Raw genomic sequence first — 17652 nt, 5'->3', positions numbered from 1 at the left:
CACCGCTCAAAGGGCGAACCAGCCGCGACCTTCGTACCAGTGGCGCCCCGCGCGGAGATGGTCCCCCACCGCTCGCTCCAGTGAGGTGCGCCGGGGGAGGTCGGCCGGGTCGACATCCGACAGGCCGAAGACGTACCGGACCGGGGCGTCGTCGTTCGGCCGGTCAGGCCGGGGAGCGAGTCGGAACCGGCGCTGGAAGCCGAGGATGTTGGAGTTCACCGGCAGGTACTGGCTCAGCTGCGGGTCGAGCAGCCACGATTCACAGTGGGTGAGGGCGCAGTGCTCCTCCGGGAAATGGCGGGAGAAGAACTCGCGAGCGCGAGCGAGGGAGGCGTCGCAGGCAGCCGGCGACAGCGGCCCGCAGAAGTCCGGAATGTGGAGCGCCAGGCTCGGCTCCCCGGCACGGACCGGGAGCCACCGTGTGGAGAGCCTGGACCGCTGGTACTGCAGACGGCCCAACTGGAAGAGCTCGCCACGAAGGTGCAACCCCAGCCAGGACGGCGAGTTCACCCCGCCCATGCCGCGGCGCAGGCGGTGAACCACCACCTGTCGGCCAAGGTCGGCGAACGTCCGCCGGGTGACCTTCTCGGGGATGCCACGGGCACGGTGCAGCTCTCGTGCGCGCGGCAGGGCCACGACGAACACGAACGCCGCCCACCAGCGCCCCGCTTCGCCGAGCCCCTCGGGCAGCCGTGGTATCCGCGACCCACCGCCGACCGCCTCCGGATCGGTGAACACCGAGGCCGCACATCGTCCCAACAGCCAGCGCCAATCGGGGTCGTCGCGAACCGACTCCAGGAGCCCGACCACACCGTTGACGTCCTCGTGCGGAACCGCCAGGTCCACCAGCAGAGCCGGGAGTTCGTCGGCCGGCGGCAGCACGACGCCACCGTCGGGGACTTCCAGGTCCGCCAGGTCTCGGAGCCACCGCGCGTATGTTTCGTCCCTCCCGAGGAACGCCAGAATCCCGCCCATCCCACCCGCCTGTGTCTCGGCCGCTCACCGGGATGATTCCGGGTTTCTCCCACCCCGTACAGCCGACGCGCGATCCGGGGGAGTCCGGGCGGCCACGTGACGTTCCGGAATCGACACACGTTCAATACCGTTGACTTCGATCGGCGTCGGGCGTCGGGCTGGTCGGGCCATGGCCGGGACAGGTGTCGTCGGTGGATGAGCGTGCTCGGATCGGACCGCGCCGGGGGTGCTGACGGTTGCGGCCCACCCCTAGGCGTCGACCGGCGCGCCCGGTCCGAGTGGGATGCCGATCAGGTACCAGGCGACGAAGAAGATCACCCAGGCGACGGCCACCAGGAGCGCGTACGGCATCATCAGCGACACCACGGTGCCGACGCCGGACTTCTTCTTGTACTTCTGGGTGAGCAGGACGATGAACGGCAGGTACACCATCAGCGGGGTGATGACGTTCGGGGGCGAGTCGCCGATCCGGTAGGCCGCCAGCACGGTCTGCGGGGCGATGCCCAGCCGCAGGAAGAGCGGGACGAACACCGGTGCCAGGATGGCCCACTTGGGGATCACCCCGGGGATGATCAGGTCCAGGATCAGGGTGACCAGGATGAGGCCCAGGAGCAGCCAGAGCGGTCCGACGTCGATGCCCTCCAGGACGTCGGCCAGCTTGACGGCGGCGATCGTCGCCATGTTGCTGTAGTTGAAGTAGGCGATGAACTGGGCGATGATCAACAACAGGAAGATCAGCCCGCCGAGGCCCGCGAAGGTCTTGGTGATGGCCTCCATCGCGGCGCTGGTGCCCCGCAGCGTGTTGGCCCCGGTGCCGTAGCAGAGGCCGGCGACCAGGAACAGCAGCATGATGATGAAGATCAGCGCGTCCATGAACGGCGAGTCGTCGAACAGGCTGCCGGTCTCCGGGTTGCGCAGCGGCGCCCCCGGGATGAACGAGAGCAGCGAGACCGCCACCGCCACCACCAGCAGGCCGTAGAGCGCGAACCGCAGGCCGCGGCTCTCCGCCTCGACGCTGATCCCGGCCTCGGTGACGTCCTCGACCTCCGGCGTCTCGGTGTAGGCACCGAGCCGGGGTTCGACCATCCGCTCGGTGATCACGGTGATGACGACGGCGAGGAACAGCGTCGAGGCGATGCCGAAGTACAGGTTGGCGGTGAGGTTGATCGACTCGCCGGGCCTGACCAGCGCGACCGCCTCGTTGGTGATCTCGGTGATGATCCCGTCGACCGGGGTGATCAGGACGTTCACGCCGAAGGCCGCCCCGACGCCCGCGAAGGCGGCGGCCAGGCCCGCCAGCGGATGGCGTCCGACGCTCATGAAGGCCACCGCGCCCAGCGGGATCAGCACCAGGTAGCCGGCGTCCGAGGCGATGCTGGACAGGATGCCGAGCAGCACGATGATGAAGGTCAAGCTGCCCGGCGGGGCCACCCGGACGAGCTTGCGGATCAGCGCGCCGATCAGGCCGGCCTCCTCGGCGAGGCCGACGCCGACCATCGCGACCAGGATCACCGCGACCACGCCGAAGTTGGTGAAGTTGGTGGTCGCCGACGTGAAGATGAACCTGATGCCGTCCCCGGTCAGCAGGCTCTCGATCTTCGTGGTCTCCTGGTGGATCTCGTACGGGTGGTCGTAGTTCGAGACCGGCGGCACCTGGTTGGACGGGTAGTCGGTGCCGCCGTCGTACACCTCGTGCACGGGGACGGGCGCCGGCTCGGCGGCGTCGTAGGTGACCGAGACGTCGAAGGCGGCCAGGATCGCCGACAGCACGATCACCAGGGCGCAGAGGCCGATGAAGATCATCGCCGGGTGCGGGACCTTGTTGCCGATCTTCTCGATGCCGTCCAGCATCCGCTGCCCGCGGGTCCGGCCCGCCGGCACCGCCTCACCGCTCATCGCGGGCCACCTCGCCGCCCTCGCCGGAGCCCGGCCGGGGGCTGCCGGGCGGGGAGAAGAGAAGCAGGAACTCGGCCAGCAGCCGCGCCCCGAACCCGGTGCAGCCCTTGGGCCGCCAGGCGTTCGCGCTGTCGTTCTGGGCCGGCCCCGCGATGTCGATGTGCGCCCACGGCACCCCGGCGACGAAGTCCTCCAGGAACAGCGCGGCGTGGATCGCGCCGCCGTTCGGGCCGCCCATGTTCTTGATGTCGGCCACGTCCGAGTCGAGCTCCGCCCGGTAGCGCCGGGACAGCGGCAGCTGCCAGGCCGGCTCGCCGGTCGCCCGGGCCGCCGCCAGCACCTGCTCCACCAGCGGCCCGCGGTTGCCGAACACCCCGGCGATCTCCGAACCCAGCGCGCGCATCGCGGCGCCGGTGAGCGTGGCGATGTCCACGATCGCGTCGGTCGGCTCCTCGGTCGCCAGCACCAGCGCGTCCGCCATGATCAGCCGGCCCTCCGCGTCGGTGTTGATCACCTCGACCGTGCTGCCGCCGCGGATCGACAGCACGTCACCGAGCTTGGTCGCGGTGCCCGACGGCATGTTGTCCGTGCACATCAGGTAGCCGGTGACGGCCGTCGGGCAGTCCAGCTCCCGGAGCACCGACATCGCCGCCAGGATCGCGCCGGCCCCCGACATGTCGTTCTTCATCGTCGCGTGCACCGCGTCGGCCGGCTTGAGGCTGATCCCGCCGGAGTCGTACATCACGCCCTTGCCGACCAGCGTGACCCGGGCCGCCCCGTCGCCCGCCGCCCCCGCCGGGGTGTAGCGCAGCCTGATCATCCGGGCCGGGTCGGCACTGCCCGCGTTGACCCCGAGCAGCCCGCCGCAGCCCATCGCCACCAGCTGCGCCTGGTCGAACACCTCGACCGCGAGGCCGGTGCCCGCGGCCAGGCCACTCGCGACCTCCGCCAGCACGGCGGCGGTCAGCAGGCTGGGCGGCGAGTTCGCCAGGTCGCGGGCCAGCATGGTGGCGCGCGCGAACAGCAGGCCCCGCCGCGCGCCCCGCTCCGCCTCCGCCACGTCCGCCCCGGCCACCAGCAGCGTCAGCGCCTCCACCGGGACGGCCTGCGGCGAGCGCTTCAGCACCTCGTAGCGGTAGCGGGCCAGCAGCACCCCCTCCACCAGTGCCTGCGCGGCCGCCGCCGGAGCCACCACCCCGGGACCCGCGGGCATCAGCAGGGCCAGCCGGCCCGCCGAGGCGGCCGCCCCGGCGAACGCCGCGCCGGCGTCCCGCAGGGCGGTGGTGTCCAGCGCCTCCGTCGTGCCGGTGCCGAACACCACCAGCGGCCCGTCGCCGGGGCGGGCCAGCAGCCCCGCCGTGCCCGCCTCACCGCTGAGACCGGCGGCCGTCAGCTGCCGGCGGTCCAGCCCCAGCTCGGGCGGCACGTCCCCCTCGGCCGGCAGCGGTACGCCCACCAGGCCGTGACCACCCGCGCCCGGCGCGCCGTCGGACGCCGCCACCAGGACCTCCGGCGGCCGCGCCCAGGACGGGATCGGGTCGAATCTGTCACGAAGGTCTGCCATCCCCGCTCCTCGGGCCCCCTGGGCCGGCCCGTCGCGGGCGGCTCGTTCTCGGCAGGGGGCGAACTCAGACTGTCCACACCCCGGCCGGTCCCGCCCGCCGGGCGGCCCCCGGCTCGGCCGGACGGGGCAGCGGTGCCCGGCCCGCGGACCACCCGCCCGCCGCGCCGCCCTGCCCGGTAGGCCGGGGCCGCCGGCACGGCGATCGCGGGGCCCGCCCGGACGGCCGAGAACCCGCGACCCGCCAGCGACTCCTGCCGGGCCGCCGCCCCGCTGCTCTGCCATGGTGGGGGAAGGGAACACGACGGATCAGGTACGGCTGCCCGGAGGTTTCACGGTGCGGGACTCGGATCGCGACGAGGGGGAGGCCGCCCTCCTGGCGGCACTGTTCGGCGGGGCGCCGCGCTGCTGGTACGTCCTCGACCGCGAACTGCGACTGGTGCAGCTCAACCGCGCCGCCCGCACCCTGCGCTGCCTGCCCGGCGAGGAGGCCGTCGGCCGTCGGCTCACCGATTTCGTCCCCGGATTCCCCGCCGCCGAAATGACCGGACTCGCCGCCGAAGTGCTCGCCACCGGCGCCACCCTGACGGGCCGGCTGGTGCGCGGCCACCCCGCGGCCGCCCCCGACCGGGCCCAGGTGCTCTCGCTGACCCTCTACCGGCTGGAGGACGGCGTCAGCGGCGAGCAGGGCGAACCGCTCGGCGTCGCCGTCGCCGTCGAGGACGTCACCGCCCGGGAGTCCGCCGCCGAACGCCTCGCCGTCCTGCACCGGGCACACCGGACCATCGGCTCCACCCTCGACATCGCCACCACCGCGCAGGAGCTCGCCGACGTCACGGTGCCGCGCTTCGCGGACGCCACCACCGTCGACGTCCTCGACGAGGCCTGGCGGGCCGGCCCCGCCCACGAGGGCCCGGTCTCCCCCGACCACCCGCTGCGCCGCGCCGCCTACCGCACCCGCCACGGCGGAGAACTCCCGGTGCGCATCGGCCGCCTCAACACCTTCCCGTTCCCGACCCCGTTCACCCAGAGCCTCGCCGACATCCGCCCCCGGCTGGTCAGCCGGCTGGACTACGGCGAACGCTGGCTGGAGACCGACCCGGTCACCACCGAACGGTGGCGGACCGCCGGCGTGCACTCCCTGATCGCCGTTCCGCTGGTCGTCCACGACACCGTCCTGGGCCTGGCGGCCTACTACCGCTACGAGCGGCCCGACCCCTTCGACGAGGACGACCTGGAACTCGCCCGGGAGCTCACCGCGCGCGCGGCCCTGAGCCTGGACAAGGCCCGCAGCTACGCCCGCGAACGTACCGTCGCCACCGCGCTCCAGCGCTACCTGCTGCCCCAGCAGCCCCCGTCGGTCTCCGCCGTGGACGCCGCGCACCTCTACATGGCGGGAGGCGCCGGCAGCGACTGGTACGACGTCATCCAGCTCTCCGGGGCCAGGGTCGCACTGGTCGTCGGCGACCTCGCCGGCCGGGGCGTGGAGGCCGCCGCCACCATGGGCCAGCTGCGGACCGCCGTCCGCACCCTGGCCGCGCTCGACCTGCCGCCCGACGAACTGCTCGAGCGCCTGGACACCACCACCGTCCGGCTCGCGCGGGACAGCGCCGTCACGCCCGGCAGCGGCGACCCCGGGTCCGAGATGATCGCCTCCTGCCTGGTCCTCACCTACGACCCGGTCTCCCGTCGCTGCACCGCCGCCCGGGCCGGCCACCCGCAGCCCCTGGTGCTGGACCCCAGCGGGAAGGTGCTCCCCTTCGAGGTGCCCGGCGGCCCGCACCTGGGGGTCGGCGGCGCCGGCTTCGAGAGCGCCTCCGTCGAACTGCCGGCGGGCAGCGTTCTCGCCCTCTACACCAACGGTCTGGTGACCGACCGCGGCCGCGACAGCGACGCCTCGCTGGAACGCCTGCACCAGGTCCTCGCCCGGCCCGGCCGCAGCCTCCAGGAGCTCTGCGACGCGGCGGTCTACACCCTGGTGCCCGAGCGGCCCGGCGACGACGCCGTCCTGCTGCTCGCCCGCACCCACCACCTGGCCGAGGGGAACGTCGCCGCCTGGACCTTCCCCGACGACCTCGCCGTCGTCTCCCACGCCCGTGAGCTGGCCGAACGCCAGCTCGTCGCCTGGGGGCTGGACGACCTGGTGTACAGCACCCAGCTCATCGTCAGCGAACTCGTCACCAACGCCATCCGCTACGGCAAGGGCGCCGTCCAGCTGCGCCTGATCCGCGACCGCACCCTGATCTGCGAGGTGTCCGACCGGACCAACACCGCCCCGCACCTGCGCCAGGCCGGCAGCACCGACGAGGGCGGCCGGGGGCTGTTCATCGTCATGCAGCTCAGCGCCCAGTGGGGCACCCGCTACCTCCGCGAGGGCAAGACGATCTGGGCCGAGCAGCCGCTGCCCGGGCCGCTCTGACGGTACGGCCCGGCGGGGGCGGCCGCCGGGACCGCCACGCGTGAGCCGGCCGGGCACCTCGGCCCGTGGCTCACGTCCCCGCGGACGGACTGCCCGCCGGTCCTTGCAGCGGCGGCAGTCGCCGCTGCACGGTGGCGTACGACCGGCTCAGCGCGTCGTACCCGGCCGGCCCGATGGAGGCGCGCGGGGCCCCGGTCCTCCGGTCCCACGCAGGTCTCTTGTCACAACTGGTTTGTAATGCAAAGCTGACTGCATGACAGACGCAGCAGTACCGTCATCAGGTACTCCCAGTGAAGTCCTCGCCGGCCTCGGCGAGTTGACCCGTCAGGTCCGTGCCGCCCAGCGCGGCGCCTGGTTCCCTCTCCTGCTGTTCGGGGTGCTGACCCTCGGCGGGATCCTGGTCGGCCGCCTGACCACCAGCGTCCGGACCGTCACCGACTGCCCGGCCGCCCCGGGCTCGGGGGACATCCCCACGAGCTGCACCCTCGTCACGCAGGGATCGCCGCTCTACTGGACGCTCGGCCTCGGCCTGGCCTACGCGGCGATCGCGTTCTTCTACGTCCGCCGCTCCCGCAACCGCGGGGTCGGCACCCCGGTCCGGCCGTACATCCTGGCGGGGATCGTCCTGGCCGGGCTGGCGACGGCCACCGCGTTCTGGAGCCTCCGGCAGGGGATGCCGCGGCCCGGCACCCCGCTCGACTTCTGGGGCCTGCGGCTCGATCCCGCCTCGGGGTCGACGGTCTTCCTCGAACGGCTCGTCGGCAACGCCGCCGCCGTCGGACTACCGCTGCTGGTGCTGTCCTGGGTGGAACGCAGTTTTGCCCTGCTGCTCCTCACGGTGGCGTACCTGGCCTTCGAGCTGGTGCCGCTCGGCACCGGATGGGCCGGGAGCTTCGCCGCCCCGCCCTGGTCCGCCCTGCCCCGTCTGGGCGTCCCCGGGCTGCTCCTCCTGCTCGGCGCACTCGGTTTCGGCCTGGCCCAGCAGTCCCGTCAGCGCAAAACCTCATGATCGCCGAGCCCGGTCAGCACCCCGTCAACGGCCTGGACGACGTGGTCCACCAGCGCGTCCGCCTGGGCATCCTCACCATCGCCCACCAGGCCCGACGGGTCGAGTTCGGATTCCTGCGCACGGCACTCGGTCTCACTGCCGGAAACCTCAGCCAGCATCTGGCAGTCCTGGAGAAGGCCGGACTGATCCTCGTCGAGAAGGGCTACGAGGGCAGACGCGCCCGCACCTGGCTCTCCCTCACCCCGGCCGGCGACCGGGCCCTGCGGGACGAAGTCACCCAGCTCAAGCGGCTCATCCAGCAGATCGAACACGGAAGTTCGACCCGGGAGCCGTAGGGGTCGTCCCCGGGGGAGGCGCAGCCGCCCGCGCTCAGGCTCCGGGCCGCAGCCAGGGGGCGAGTGCGGTGTCGGTGGCGGCCCGGACGGCGGCGTGCAGGTCGGCGGGGGTGGCGAGGTGCTCCGGGTCTTCGAGGAGGACCTGGAGGGCGCCGGTGACGGCGCCGGCGAACGCGCCGGTGAGTGCGGCCGCCCGGACCGGGTCGAGCTGGTCCGGGAAGGCCTCGGCCAGCCGGCGTGCGATCTCCTGCTGGGCGTCGAGCTGGATCTGGAGGGCGCGGCCGCGTACCGCGGGGACGGTGCGGATCAGTTCGAGGCGCAGTGCGGCCAGTGGGCCGACCAGGTCGTCGCCGGTGTCCGGCACGGCGCTCAGGGCGCGGAGCAGGACCTCGGCCGGGCCCTCCCCGGGGGTGCGGGAGTCGATGGCGGTGATCACGGCCTCCACCCGGGTGTCGGACTCCGGGAAGAGCAGCTCCTCCTTGCTGGCGAAGTAGCTGAAGAACGTCCGTGTGCCGATCTCCGCCGCCGCGGCGATGTCCGCCACCGTGGTCCGGTCGTAGCCCTGCCGGCGGAACAGCTCGGTCGCCGCCTCGACGAGGGCCTGGCGGGTGCGGGCGCGCTTGCGGTCACGAAGGGACATCCGGACACCTTAGCGTGCGGTGCAGGTTTGCATCTGATGCAAAACTGCACTCATTGCAGAAATGCATCGAGTGCATCTACGGTGATGGCATGACTCCTCGGAGCGTTCTCATCTCCGGTGCCGGCGTGGCCGGCCCCACCCTCGCCTACTGGCTGGCCCGCCAGGGCCTGCGCCCGACCGTCGTCGAGAAGGCCGCGAACCCGCGCTCCAGCGGGAACCCGGTCGACGTCCGCGGCGCAGCCCTGCCCGTGGTCGAGGCCATGGGCGTCCTGCCGCACCTGCGGGCCGCCGCCACCTCGGCCACCACGATGCGCCTGCTGAACGCCTCCGGGCGCACCATCGCCCGGCTGCCCCTGCCCGGCGGCCGGGCGGGCGGCGAGCGCCGGGAGGTCGAGGTCCCGCGCGGTGACCTGGCCGCCGTCCTCCGGCAAGCGGCCCGTAGCGACACCGAGTTCCTCCTCGGCGACAGCATCGCCGCACTCCAGCAGGACGAGCACGGGGTGGACGTGACCTTCGAGCGGGCCGCGCCGCGCCGCTTCGACCTGGTGGTCGGCGCGGACGGGCTGCACTCCCAGGTGCGGCGCCTCGCCTTCGGTCCCGAGCGCGGTTTCGTCCGGCCCACCGGGATCCTGGTCGCCACCCTGCCGCTCGGGGAGCCCGCCGACCATCCGCACGAGGTGCAGCTGCTCAACGCCCCCGGCCGGCTGGTCTCCGTCCACCCCTCCCGGGGGGCCGCCCTGGCCGCCTTCATCTTCCGCCGGCCCGACATCACCGCGTTCGACCATCACGACACGGGGCTGCACAGGCGGATCGTGACCGAGTCCCACACCGGCCTCGGCTGGCGGGTGCCGGGACTGCTCGACCAGGTGGCGAACACCGACGAGCTCTACTTCGACGCGGTCAGCACCGTCGACCTCCCCGCCTGGTCGCGCGGCCGCATCACCCTGCTGGGCGACGCCGCCTCCTGCGTCTCCCTGCTCGGGGACGGCTCCAGCCTCGCCATCGCCGGGGCCCGCACGCTGGCCGCGGCCCTCGCCGAACACCCGGCCGCCCCCGCCGCCGCACTGGCCCGCTACGAGGCCGAGCACCGCGCCCGGGTGACCCCCAAGCAGCGCGGCATCAAGCGCTCGGCGGCGCTGCTCGTCCCCGCCACCCGGTTCGGCCTCGGCGCCCGCAACCTGGCCGCCCGTCTCCGGTCCGCCGGGCGTTCCTGACGTCCCGTCGGCTGCCGGTCGGCTGCGCTGCGGCGTTCCCAGGGCAGGCCTGCCCGTTGCCCACGGGGTGGCGGGGTGGCGGGGTGGCGGGGCGAACGGGTGGTCCAGGAGAGGGGACGGCGGGGCCGATCGGTCGAACGGAGGCCGCCCGTTCGGGTGACCGGGAGGCCCCGACGGGTGGGTGGACCCGCCTGGGGCGGCAGGCCTGCGGGAGTCTGGCCACCGGCGGCCCGCCTCCCGGCGGGCGCGGACCCGAAAGGCCGGAGCACCATGCTGCCCACCAACCCCCGCCGGTGGCGGACCGCCCTCACGGCCGTCACCGTCCTCGCCCTGCTGGGCCTCGCCGGCTGCTCGTCCAGTAAGCCGAGCACCCCGAGCACCCCGTCGCCCGCCAGCGCCGACGCGTCGCCCACCGCGGCCGGGTCGCCGTCGCCGTCCGCCGGCTCGGCGAGCCCCTCGGCCGCCGGCTCCGGGTCCGCCTCACCCAGCGGGACCCCGGCGGCCGCCGTCACGGTGACCATCAAGGACTTCGCGTTCACCCCGGTCGCGGTGACGGTGGCCCCCGGCGCGACCGTCACGGTCATCAACCAGGACAGCACCGCGCACACCGTCACCTCCGTCACCGACGGCCTCTTCGACACCGGCGACATCGCCGGCGGTCAGACGACCACCTTCACCGCCCCGACCACGCCCGGCGAGTACCGGTACATCTGCAGCATCCACCCGAACATGCACGGGACGCTGACGGTGCAGTAGGGCGTGCGGACACCCCCGTTCGTCGGGAGACGTCCACCGGCTGGTGGCTGGTGGCTGGTGGCTGGTGGCCGGCGGACGACGGACGGCGGACGGCCTGCCGGTCACGCTTCCGCCGAGCGGGGCTCGGTGGGGTGGAGCTCGGCCCAGACGGTCTTTCCCGAAGGCGGCCGGGGGACGCTGCCCCAGCGTGAAGCCAGCGCGTCGACGAGCACCAGGCCCCGCCCCGACTCGGCGCCGGAGTCGGGGCCGACCCCCGCTGCGTCGGTGTCAGTGACGGTGCGTGGAGCGGGCAGCCGGTCGCCGCGGGAGTCGGCGACCTCGACACGGAGCGTGGCCGGCCCGGCGGCACCGCCCTCGGCGGCCGGCGGTTCGGCCATGCTCAGCCGCACCCGGAAGTCGCGGCCGGGCACGCGCCCGTGGACGACCGCGTTGGCGGCGAGCTCGGCGACCAGCAGGGCGGCGTTCTGGGTGGTCTCGGTGTCGACCGCCCAACCCCACTCGGCGAGTTGCTTCGTGACGGCGACCCGGGTGAGCCGGACACCCCGCCAGGTGGAGGCGAACTGCCAGCTGCGCGGAGCTGTGGCCGCGGTCGGTCTGGCGGGAGCGATTTCGGACTTCATGTCACAGAGCGTGCCCGCTTGCATCTACTCTGGCGAGCAGGTGATCCGGTACGGGACGCGGCTGTACGGGCACGGCCGGTTGACGGTCCGGCCCGCCGGTCCTACCGGAGGTGAACGGCACGGGGGGCCCGCCGGGGCCCGTGAGGCGGTGGTCGCTGATGGCGCTACGGGAGAGTGGCGGTGACGACCTGGACCGGGCGGATCCGTTCGCGCGGCCGGCGGGCGCGGTGCGGGACGGCGGCCTGGACCGCCGGCCGGAGCCGCCGGACGACCCCGAAGGCGCGACGGACTTCCTCCGCGCGATCGGCAAGCAGGTGAAGCTGCTGCGGGAGCGGGCCGGGCTGACGCAGAAGGAGCTCGGCGACCGGCTCGGGTACGGGGAGGACCTCATCTCCTCCCTGGAACGCGGCCGCCGCACGCCGCAACCGGAGTTCCTCGATGCGGCTGACGAACTGCTGGGGGCAGGCGGCCTGTTGAAGGCGGCCAAGGAGGACCTGACCCGGGCGAAGGCGAAGGCGCGGGTGAGGCACCCCGAGTGGTTCCGGGACTACGCGCGGCTGGAACTGGAGGCCGTGGAGCTGAACTTCTTCAGTACCTTCACAGTCCCGGGGCTTCTGCAGACCACGGACTACGCGCGGGCCACCTTTGATGCCCAGCAACCACTCCTGGACGAAGCGACCATCGAGCAACGGGTGGCCGCCCGACTGGCTCGGCAAGAGGTCCTCACCCGCTGGCCGCCGCCCATGGTCAATGCGGTGCTGGAAGAGTCGGTTCTGCGACGGCGGATCGGCGGGCCGACTGCCCAACGGGGGCAGTTGAGGCAGTTGCTCCAGCTCGGACGGTTGCGGAGTACCACGATTCAGGTGCTGCCCCTGGAGTGCGAGGAGCACGCCGGGCTGGCCGGTCCGTTCATCCTGCTCACCCCCAAAGGGCGGCAGCAGGTCGGCTATGTCGAGGTGCAGAGCGTCAGCCGGTTGATCACCGATCCGGAGGAGGTCCGTATGCTGGCTGCACGTTTCGGGAGCATCCGCGGGCAAGCCCTCACTCCTCGTGAGTCGTTGACCCTGATCGAGAAGGTCTTGGGAGAGCTATGAACATGGAATACCCTTATGACCGCACCTCCGGCCTCGCTTGGATCAAGAGCAGCCACAGCGCCGGCGACGGCGGCGAGTGCGTCGAGGTCGCGCTCGGCTCCGACGTCGTACATGTCCGGGACTCGAAGGACCGCCAGGGGCCGCAGTTCGCGTTCGCCCGTGAGGAGTGGGCCGCGTTCGTCCGGTTCGCGGCCGAGGCGTGAGGTCCGAAGGCAGCGGGACGTACCGTGGCGGGTATGACCGAGGAGGACGGCGCGGGCGGTGAGCCGCCGGAGCCGGAGGGCGGCGAAGCCGCCTGCTGGCTGAACCGGGTCTGCCCGGAGTGCGACGCGGTGCTGGACAGGGTCCCGCCGGTGGTCTGCCATCGCTGCGGGGCCGAGGTACGGGCGGGGTGGCCGGGGGAGGAGTGAGGACCCCCGGGTGCAGGTCAGTGCGGCGGCGCGGGTAGATTCGTCCACCAATGGACTGCGCCGTCCGGGATCCGGAGCCGAGCGTATGGCCCCGCCGCGTCGACCACGCGGGCCCGCCGCGTGGAGTGTCGCGGTGGCGCCGGGCCGTTCCCGACCCCCGTCCAACCCCGGGCCAGTGACGCCCGGAGCACGTCCGGAGCGCCACGCCCATGAGCACCGACCAGGCCGCCCGCCCTCGCCCCGCCCTGCGGCCGCCGGTCAGCAGGGCACCCGCCTCACCGAGCCTGGGCACCATGCTGCACGCGACCACCTCGTCGATATCGGTGCTGCTGCTGATCGTCGCCGCGGGGGCGCTGCTGCACCAGCCGATGCTGATCCCGCCGCTGGCGGCCAGTGCGGCTCTGGTGCACAGCACCCCGGCTCTGCCGCTGGCGCAGCCGCGCAGCCTCGTCGGCGGGCACCTGCTGGCGGCCCTCACCGGGTTCGCCGTGCTGGCCGTTCTGGGCAGTGCGACCTGGGCCGCTGCCCTGGCGGGCGGCCTGGCGCTGGCGGTGATGATGTTCAGCCGGACCCAGCACACGCCGGCGGTCGCCACCGCCGTGATCGTGGTGCTCCAGGCGCCGAGGCCGGCCCGTTTCCTGCCGCTGCTGCTGGCGGCGACCGTCCTGATCGTGCTGGCGGCGATGGCCGCCACCCGCGCCAAGCGCGGCGGCCCGGCGTACCCGTCCTACTGGTGGTGAGGGCACTCCCGCCCCCTTTGCTTTCGGAAGCGCCCCCGGCGGGGGCGCTTTTTTCGTGCCCGGGTGAGGTCGGCGGGTGGCGGCGGGGCAGTCGATCGTGATCGTGGCGTCCTTGTTCGCGACGATCACGGTCGTGACGTCCGCGTTCGTGGCAAACGCGTTCGTGACGATCGCGTTTGTGGCGTCCATGGTCGTGACGAACGAATTCGCGACGTACTTGTTCGTAACGAACATGTTCGTTAGAGTGGAGGCATGACAGCGCACTCCGAACGAACATGTTCGTTATCTTGGGGGGATGACAGCACACTCCAGGACTCCCCACAGCCGTCGGGAGCGCCCTGCGAAGCCCGCCCTCACCCGGGACGGCATCGTGGCGGCCGCCGTCGGGATCATGCGCGAGGAGGGCCTCCAGAAGGTCACCATGCGCCGCCTGGCGCAGGAGCTCGACACCGGGCCGGCCTCGCTGTACGTCTACGTCCGCAACACGGCGGAGCTGCACGCGGCGATCCTGGACGAGCTGCTCGGGACCGTCCGGCCGCCCGCCGCGGGCGGGTCCTGGCGTGAGCGGCTGGAGCAGCTGCTCGGCTCGTACACCGACATGCTCTTCGCCCATCCGAGCCTGGCCCAGTCCGCCCTGGTGGCGCGCCCCAGCGGTCCGCACTACCTCGACCTGATCGAGGGCGTGCTGGCTCTGCTGGCCGAGGGCGGGGTCCCCGCCGGGCAGGCGGCCTGGGGGGTGGACGTGCTGCTGCAGCACGCCACCGCCACCGCGGTCGAGCACTCCACCCGGGGGCGTTCCGCCGAGGCCCAGGAGGAGATGGACACCCTGGCCAGGGTCGTGAAGGAGACCTTCGCGGGGACGCATCCGCACATCGCGGCGCTCGGCCTCGGGCTGCTCGCGGGGCCGCCCTCGGCGCGCCGTTCCTGGGGTTTCCAGATGTTGATCAACGGCATCGTGCACACCCCCGTGCCGGCCGCCGTGGAGTCGGCGGCGGCACCGGGCGGTGACAGCCGCGGCTGAGCGCCGGGGGTAGCCCCGCGTCCAGCCGTCGGTTCCCGTCAGTCGCACTCCCGCCGGGCCGGTGCCGATGCCGAGCCCCTACTCCGTCGTGCCCGAGGGCCGGTCTCCACAGTCCCTCCCGTATTCCCCTCCCGTAGTTCCTCCCGCAGTCCCGTCCCGTAGTTCCCTTTCGCAGGGCCGGCGTCGTCGCCAGGCCCCTACCCCGTCGCGTCCTCGTGGGCCGACCGTCCGAAGTGCCCGGGGTCCTCGAAAGGCCCCGCCGATCCAAGGAGAGCGCACCATGACCACCATCACCCACCACCCCGTCGTCATCGTCGGCGCCGGCCTCGGCGGCCTCACCCTGGCCCGGGTCCTGCACGTCCACGGCATCGAGGCCGCCGTCTTCGACCTGGACGCCTCGCCGACCGCCCGCGCCCAGGGCGGCATGCTCGACATCCACCAGGAGTCCGGCCAGGCCGCGCTGGCCGCCGCCCGGCTGCTGGAGGAGTTCCGCCCGCTCGTCCACCTCGGCGGGCAGGCGGTGCGGGTGCTCGACCGGCATGCCGTGGTCCGCCTCGACGAGGAGGACGAGGGCGACGGGGACCGCCCCGAGGTCGAGCGCGGACAGCTGCGCGACCTGCTGCTGAACTCCTTGCCGGAGGGCACCGTCCGCTGGGGCGCCAAGGTCACGGAGGCTCGCCCGGTCGGCGACGGCCGGCACGAGGTGATGTTCGCCGACGGCACCGTCCTCAGCACCGACCTGCTGGTCGGCGCCGACGGGGCGTGGTCCCGGGTCCGCCCGCTGGTCTCCGACGCGCTCCCGCAGTACACCGGGGTGTCCTTCGTCGAGGTGGAGCTGCGCGACGCCGACGAGCGCCACCCGGAGAGCGCCGCCCTGCTGGGTGGCGGCATGTTCTTCGCCCTGGGCGAGGACCGGGGCTTCCTCGCCCACCGCGAGCCCGACGGCAGCCTGCACGTCTACACCGCGTTCAGGGCGCCGGAGGACTGGCTCTCCGGTGTGGACTTCACCGACCCCGACACCCGGACGGCGAAGGCGGCCGTGCTGGAGCACTTCGCCGGCTGGGACGAGCGGCTGCGCGCGCTGGTCGCCGACGCCGACGGCCGGCTCGTCGCCCGCCCGGTGCATGCGCTGCCGGTCGGCCACAGCTGGGACCGCACTCCCGGCGTCACCCTGCTCGGGGACGCCGCCCATGTGATGTCCCCGTTCGCGGGCGAGGGCGCCAACATGGCCATGCTCGACGGGGCCGAGCTCGGCGAGGCCCTGGCCGCGCACCCCGGTGACACCGAGGCGGCCCTCGCCGCGTACGAGAAGGCTCTCCTGCCGCGGGCCACAGCCGCCGCGGCCGCGTCGGCCGACGGCCTCGTGCTCTGCTTTCGCCAGGATGCGCCGCAGGGCCTGCTCGACATGTTCGCCGGCGGCCCGGGCCAGGCCGGCTGACCGGGCCGGCTGACCGGCACGTGCCCGCCTTCGGGACAGGTCGGGACGCCGGCGGCGGCGCCGTGGGGGCGGGCGGGAGGTGTCCGCGCCACCGGGTCGGGAGGGCCGGTCGGGAGGGCCGGTCGGGAGGGCCAGGAGGGGGCGGCGGGGTTTCCGGTGCCCGGATGTGACCACGGGCACATGGTTCGGTGCTGGCAGGTCCTCGACATCGGGCGTGTGAGAAGTCTGGCCAAGGTTCTGACTCCTCGGTAACTTACCCGTGCGTAGGCGGAGTTCGCCGCCTCGGAGTGCATGCGCCTCGACCCCCCACCCGAAGGACAGTCATGCCTGGAACCCCCCACCTCGTGCTGCCCGGAACCAGACCCGACACCCGTACCGGTACCGGTATCCGCCGCCGGATCGCCACCGCACTCGCCGGCTGCGGCCTGCTCGCGGCCACCGTGATCGGCGCCGTCCCCGCCCAGGCCGGCACCGCCCAGGCGGCCGCCGCCGACCCGGTCGCGGCCGCCAAGGCCCTGGCCGCCCCGCTGGTGCCGGGCGCCAACAACTGGTCCTGCCGGCCGAGCGCGGCCCACCCCCGCCCGGTCGTGCTGGTGCACGGGACCTTCGCCAACGGCTCCGTCAACTGGCTGCCCATCGCCCCCACGCTCGCCGCCGAGGGCTACTGCGTCTTCGCGCTGACCTACGGCGAGCAGCCCGGGATCCCGATCCTGCGCGCCATCGCTCCGGTGCCCGACTCGGCCCGCCAGCTCGCCACCTTCGTCGACGGCGTACTGGCCGCGACGGGGGCCGCCAAGGCCGACCTGGTCGGCCACAGTCAGGGCGGCGGCCTGACGCCGCGCTACTACCTGAAGTTCGAGGGCGGCGCGGCCAAGGTGCACACCCTGGTCGGCCTCGCCCCCAGCAACCACGGGACGACGCTGCTGGGCCTCGCCACCCTCGCGCAGTCCATCCCCGGCGCGATGGACATCGTCGGTTCCGCCTGCCCCGCCTGCGCGGACCAGGTCGTCGGCTCGGACGTCCTCACCAGGCTCAACGCCGGGGGCGACACCATGCCGGGCGTCTCGTACACCGCCATCTACACCCGCTACGACGAGGTGGTGACCCCGTATCGGACCCAGGCACTGACCGGTCCGGACGTGCACAACGTACTGGTGCAGGACCTCTGCCCGGCCAACAGCCCGGACCACGTGCTGATGGCCTTCGATCCGGTCGTGCGGCACGAGATCCGGCACGCGCTCGACCCGGCGCACGTCGGCGAGGCCGACTGCTGGGCGAACCTCACCGGCTGACCCGGCCCGGGTACGCACACCGGTACCCGGTACCCGCAGCCCCTGTTCGGGCCGCCGTCCGGGCCGCCGTCCCGGCCCCGAACCTGAGCGCCGAGGCCCCCACCTCGGAAGCCCCCACCCGAGGCCCCCACCTCGGAAGCCCCCACCCGAGGCCCCCACCTCGGAAGCCCCCACCCGAGGCCCCCACCTCGGAAGCCCCCACCCGAGGCCCCCACCTCGGAAGCCCCCACCC

Annotated in this window: 17 protein-coding genes; 12 read left to right on the top strand and 5 right to left on the bottom strand. The window is 73.5% G+C overall.

Features of this window, described 5'->3' with window-relative positions; all coding sequences use genetic code 11:
- Positions 1-6: 6 nt before the first annotated feature.
- The 3 genes from OG689_RS11430 to OG689_RS11420 form a co-directional block, all read right to left on the bottom strand.
- On the bottom strand, positions 7-975 hold the full coding sequence (locus OG689_RS11430) for an acyltransferase domain-containing protein (RefSeq protein WP_323189274.1): 969 nt from the start codon (positions 973-975) through the stop codon (positions 7-9).
- A 249-nt stretch (positions 976-1224) separates the two neighbouring features.
- On the bottom strand, positions 1225-2871 hold the full coding sequence (locus OG689_RS11425; protein WP_266319868.1) for an AbgT family transporter: 1647 nt from the start codon (positions 2869-2871) through the stop codon (positions 1225-1227).
- Entirely contained in the window at positions 2861-4435 is a 1575-nt protein-coding gene (locus OG689_RS11420) for a leucyl aminopeptidase (RefSeq protein ID WP_266319867.1), read from the bottom strand. The genes OG689_RS11425 and OG689_RS11420 overlap by 11 nt, the downstream gene beginning before the upstream one ends.
- A gap of 334 nt (positions 4436-4769) precedes the next feature.
- On the opposite strand from OG689_RS11420, the gene OG689_RS11415 reads away from it, so the two are divergent.
- The 3 genes from OG689_RS11415 (at position 4770) to OG689_RS11405 (ending at position 8195) form a co-directional block, all read left to right on the top strand.
- Positions 4770-6851 (top strand): SpoIIE family protein phosphatase, encoded by a 2082-nt coding sequence (locus OG689_RS11415; RefSeq protein ID WP_266319866.1) that lies wholly within the window; start codon positions 4770-4772, stop codon positions 6849-6851.
- 253 nt (positions 6852-7104) lie between these two features.
- Positions 7105-7860, top strand: a complete 756-nt coding sequence (locus OG689_RS11410; RefSeq protein ID WP_266319864.1) for a hypothetical protein — start codon at positions 7105-7107, stop codon at positions 7858-7860.
- Positions 7857-8195 (top strand): transcriptional regulator, encoded by a 339-nt coding sequence (locus OG689_RS11405; protein ID WP_266319863.1) that lies wholly within the window; start codon positions 7857-7859, stop codon positions 8193-8195. Before OG689_RS11410 ends, OG689_RS11405 begins: the two co-directional genes overlap by 4 nt.
- A gap of 34 nt (positions 8196-8229) precedes the next feature.
- On the opposite strand, the gene OG689_RS11400 is transcribed toward OG689_RS11405, so the two are convergent.
- Positions 8230-8835 (bottom strand): TetR/AcrR family transcriptional regulator, encoded by a 606-nt coding sequence (locus tag OG689_RS11400; protein ID WP_266319862.1) that lies wholly within the window; start codon positions 8833-8835, stop codon positions 8230-8232.
- A gap of 89 nt (positions 8836-8924) precedes the next feature.
- Between OG689_RS11400 and OG689_RS11395 the strand changes: the two genes are divergently transcribed.
- Positions 8925-10049: an FAD-dependent monooxygenase gene (locus tag OG689_RS11395; protein ID WP_266319860.1), complete on the top strand. Its 1125-nt coding sequence runs from the start codon at positions 8925-8927 to the stop codon at positions 10047-10049.
- 270 nt (positions 10050-10319) lie between these two features.
- Positions 10320-10805 carry a cupredoxin domain-containing protein gene (locus OG689_RS11390; protein ID WP_266319859.1) on the top strand — a complete coding sequence of 162 codons (486 nt, stop codon included), beginning with the start codon at positions 10320-10322 and terminating at the stop codon, positions 10803-10805.
- A gap of 101 nt (positions 10806-10906) precedes the next feature.
- Here OG689_RS11390 and OG689_RS11385 read toward each other — a convergent pair whose 3' ends face one another.
- Positions 10907-11425, bottom strand: a complete 519-nt coding sequence (locus tag OG689_RS11385) for an ATP-binding protein (protein WP_266319858.1) — start codon at positions 11423-11425, stop codon at positions 10907-10909.
- A 158-nt stretch (positions 11426-11583) separates the two neighbouring features.
- Between OG689_RS11385 and OG689_RS11380 the strand changes: the two genes are divergently transcribed.
- The 7 genes from OG689_RS11380 to OG689_RS11350 all read left to right on the top strand — a co-directional run bounded on the left by OG689_RS11380 (position 11584) and on the right by OG689_RS11350 (position 17420).
- Positions 11584-12519 carry a helix-turn-helix transcriptional regulator gene (locus tag OG689_RS11380; protein ID WP_266319856.1) on the top strand — a complete coding sequence of 312 codons (936 nt, stop codon included), beginning with the start codon at positions 11584-11586 and terminating at the stop codon, positions 12517-12519.
- A 2-nt stretch (positions 12520-12521) separates the two neighbouring features.
- Entirely contained in the window at positions 12522-12722 is a 201-nt protein-coding gene (locus tag OG689_RS11375) for a DUF397 domain-containing protein (RefSeq protein WP_266319855.1), read from the top strand.
- Positions 12723-12755: 33 nt separating this feature from the next.
- Positions 12756-12929, top strand: a complete 174-nt coding sequence (locus tag OG689_RS11370) for a hypothetical protein (RefSeq protein WP_266319854.1) — start codon at positions 12756-12758, stop codon at positions 12927-12929.
- Between the two features lie 209 nt (positions 12930-13138).
- Entirely contained in the window at positions 13139-13669 is a 531-nt protein-coding gene (locus OG689_RS11365; protein ID WP_266319852.1) for an HPP family protein, read from the top strand.
- A 295-nt stretch (positions 13670-13964) separates the two neighbouring features.
- On the top strand, positions 13965-14690 hold the full coding sequence (locus OG689_RS11360) for a TetR/AcrR family transcriptional regulator C-terminal domain-containing protein (RefSeq protein ID WP_266319850.1): 726 nt from the start codon (positions 13965-13967) through the stop codon (positions 14688-14690).
- A 280-nt stretch (positions 14691-14970) separates the two neighbouring features.
- Complete coding sequence (locus tag OG689_RS11355) at positions 14971-16128, top strand: NAD(P)/FAD-dependent oxidoreductase (RefSeq protein WP_266319848.1); 1158 nt, start codon at positions 14971-14973, stop codon at positions 16126-16128.
- Between the two features lie 323 nt (positions 16129-16451).
- Complete coding sequence (locus tag OG689_RS11350; protein ID WP_266319846.1) at positions 16452-17420, top strand: alpha/beta fold hydrolase; 969 nt, start codon at positions 16452-16454, stop codon at positions 17418-17420.
- Positions 17421-17652: the final 232 nt, after the last annotated feature.

The sequence above is a fragment of the Kitasatospora sp. NBC_00240 genome (assembly GCF_026342405.1).
Taxonomy (GTDB): Bacteria; Actinomycetota; Actinomycetes; order Streptomycetales; family Streptomycetaceae; genus Kitasatospora.
This window is presented reverse-complemented; position numbering and strand designations above follow the sequence as displayed.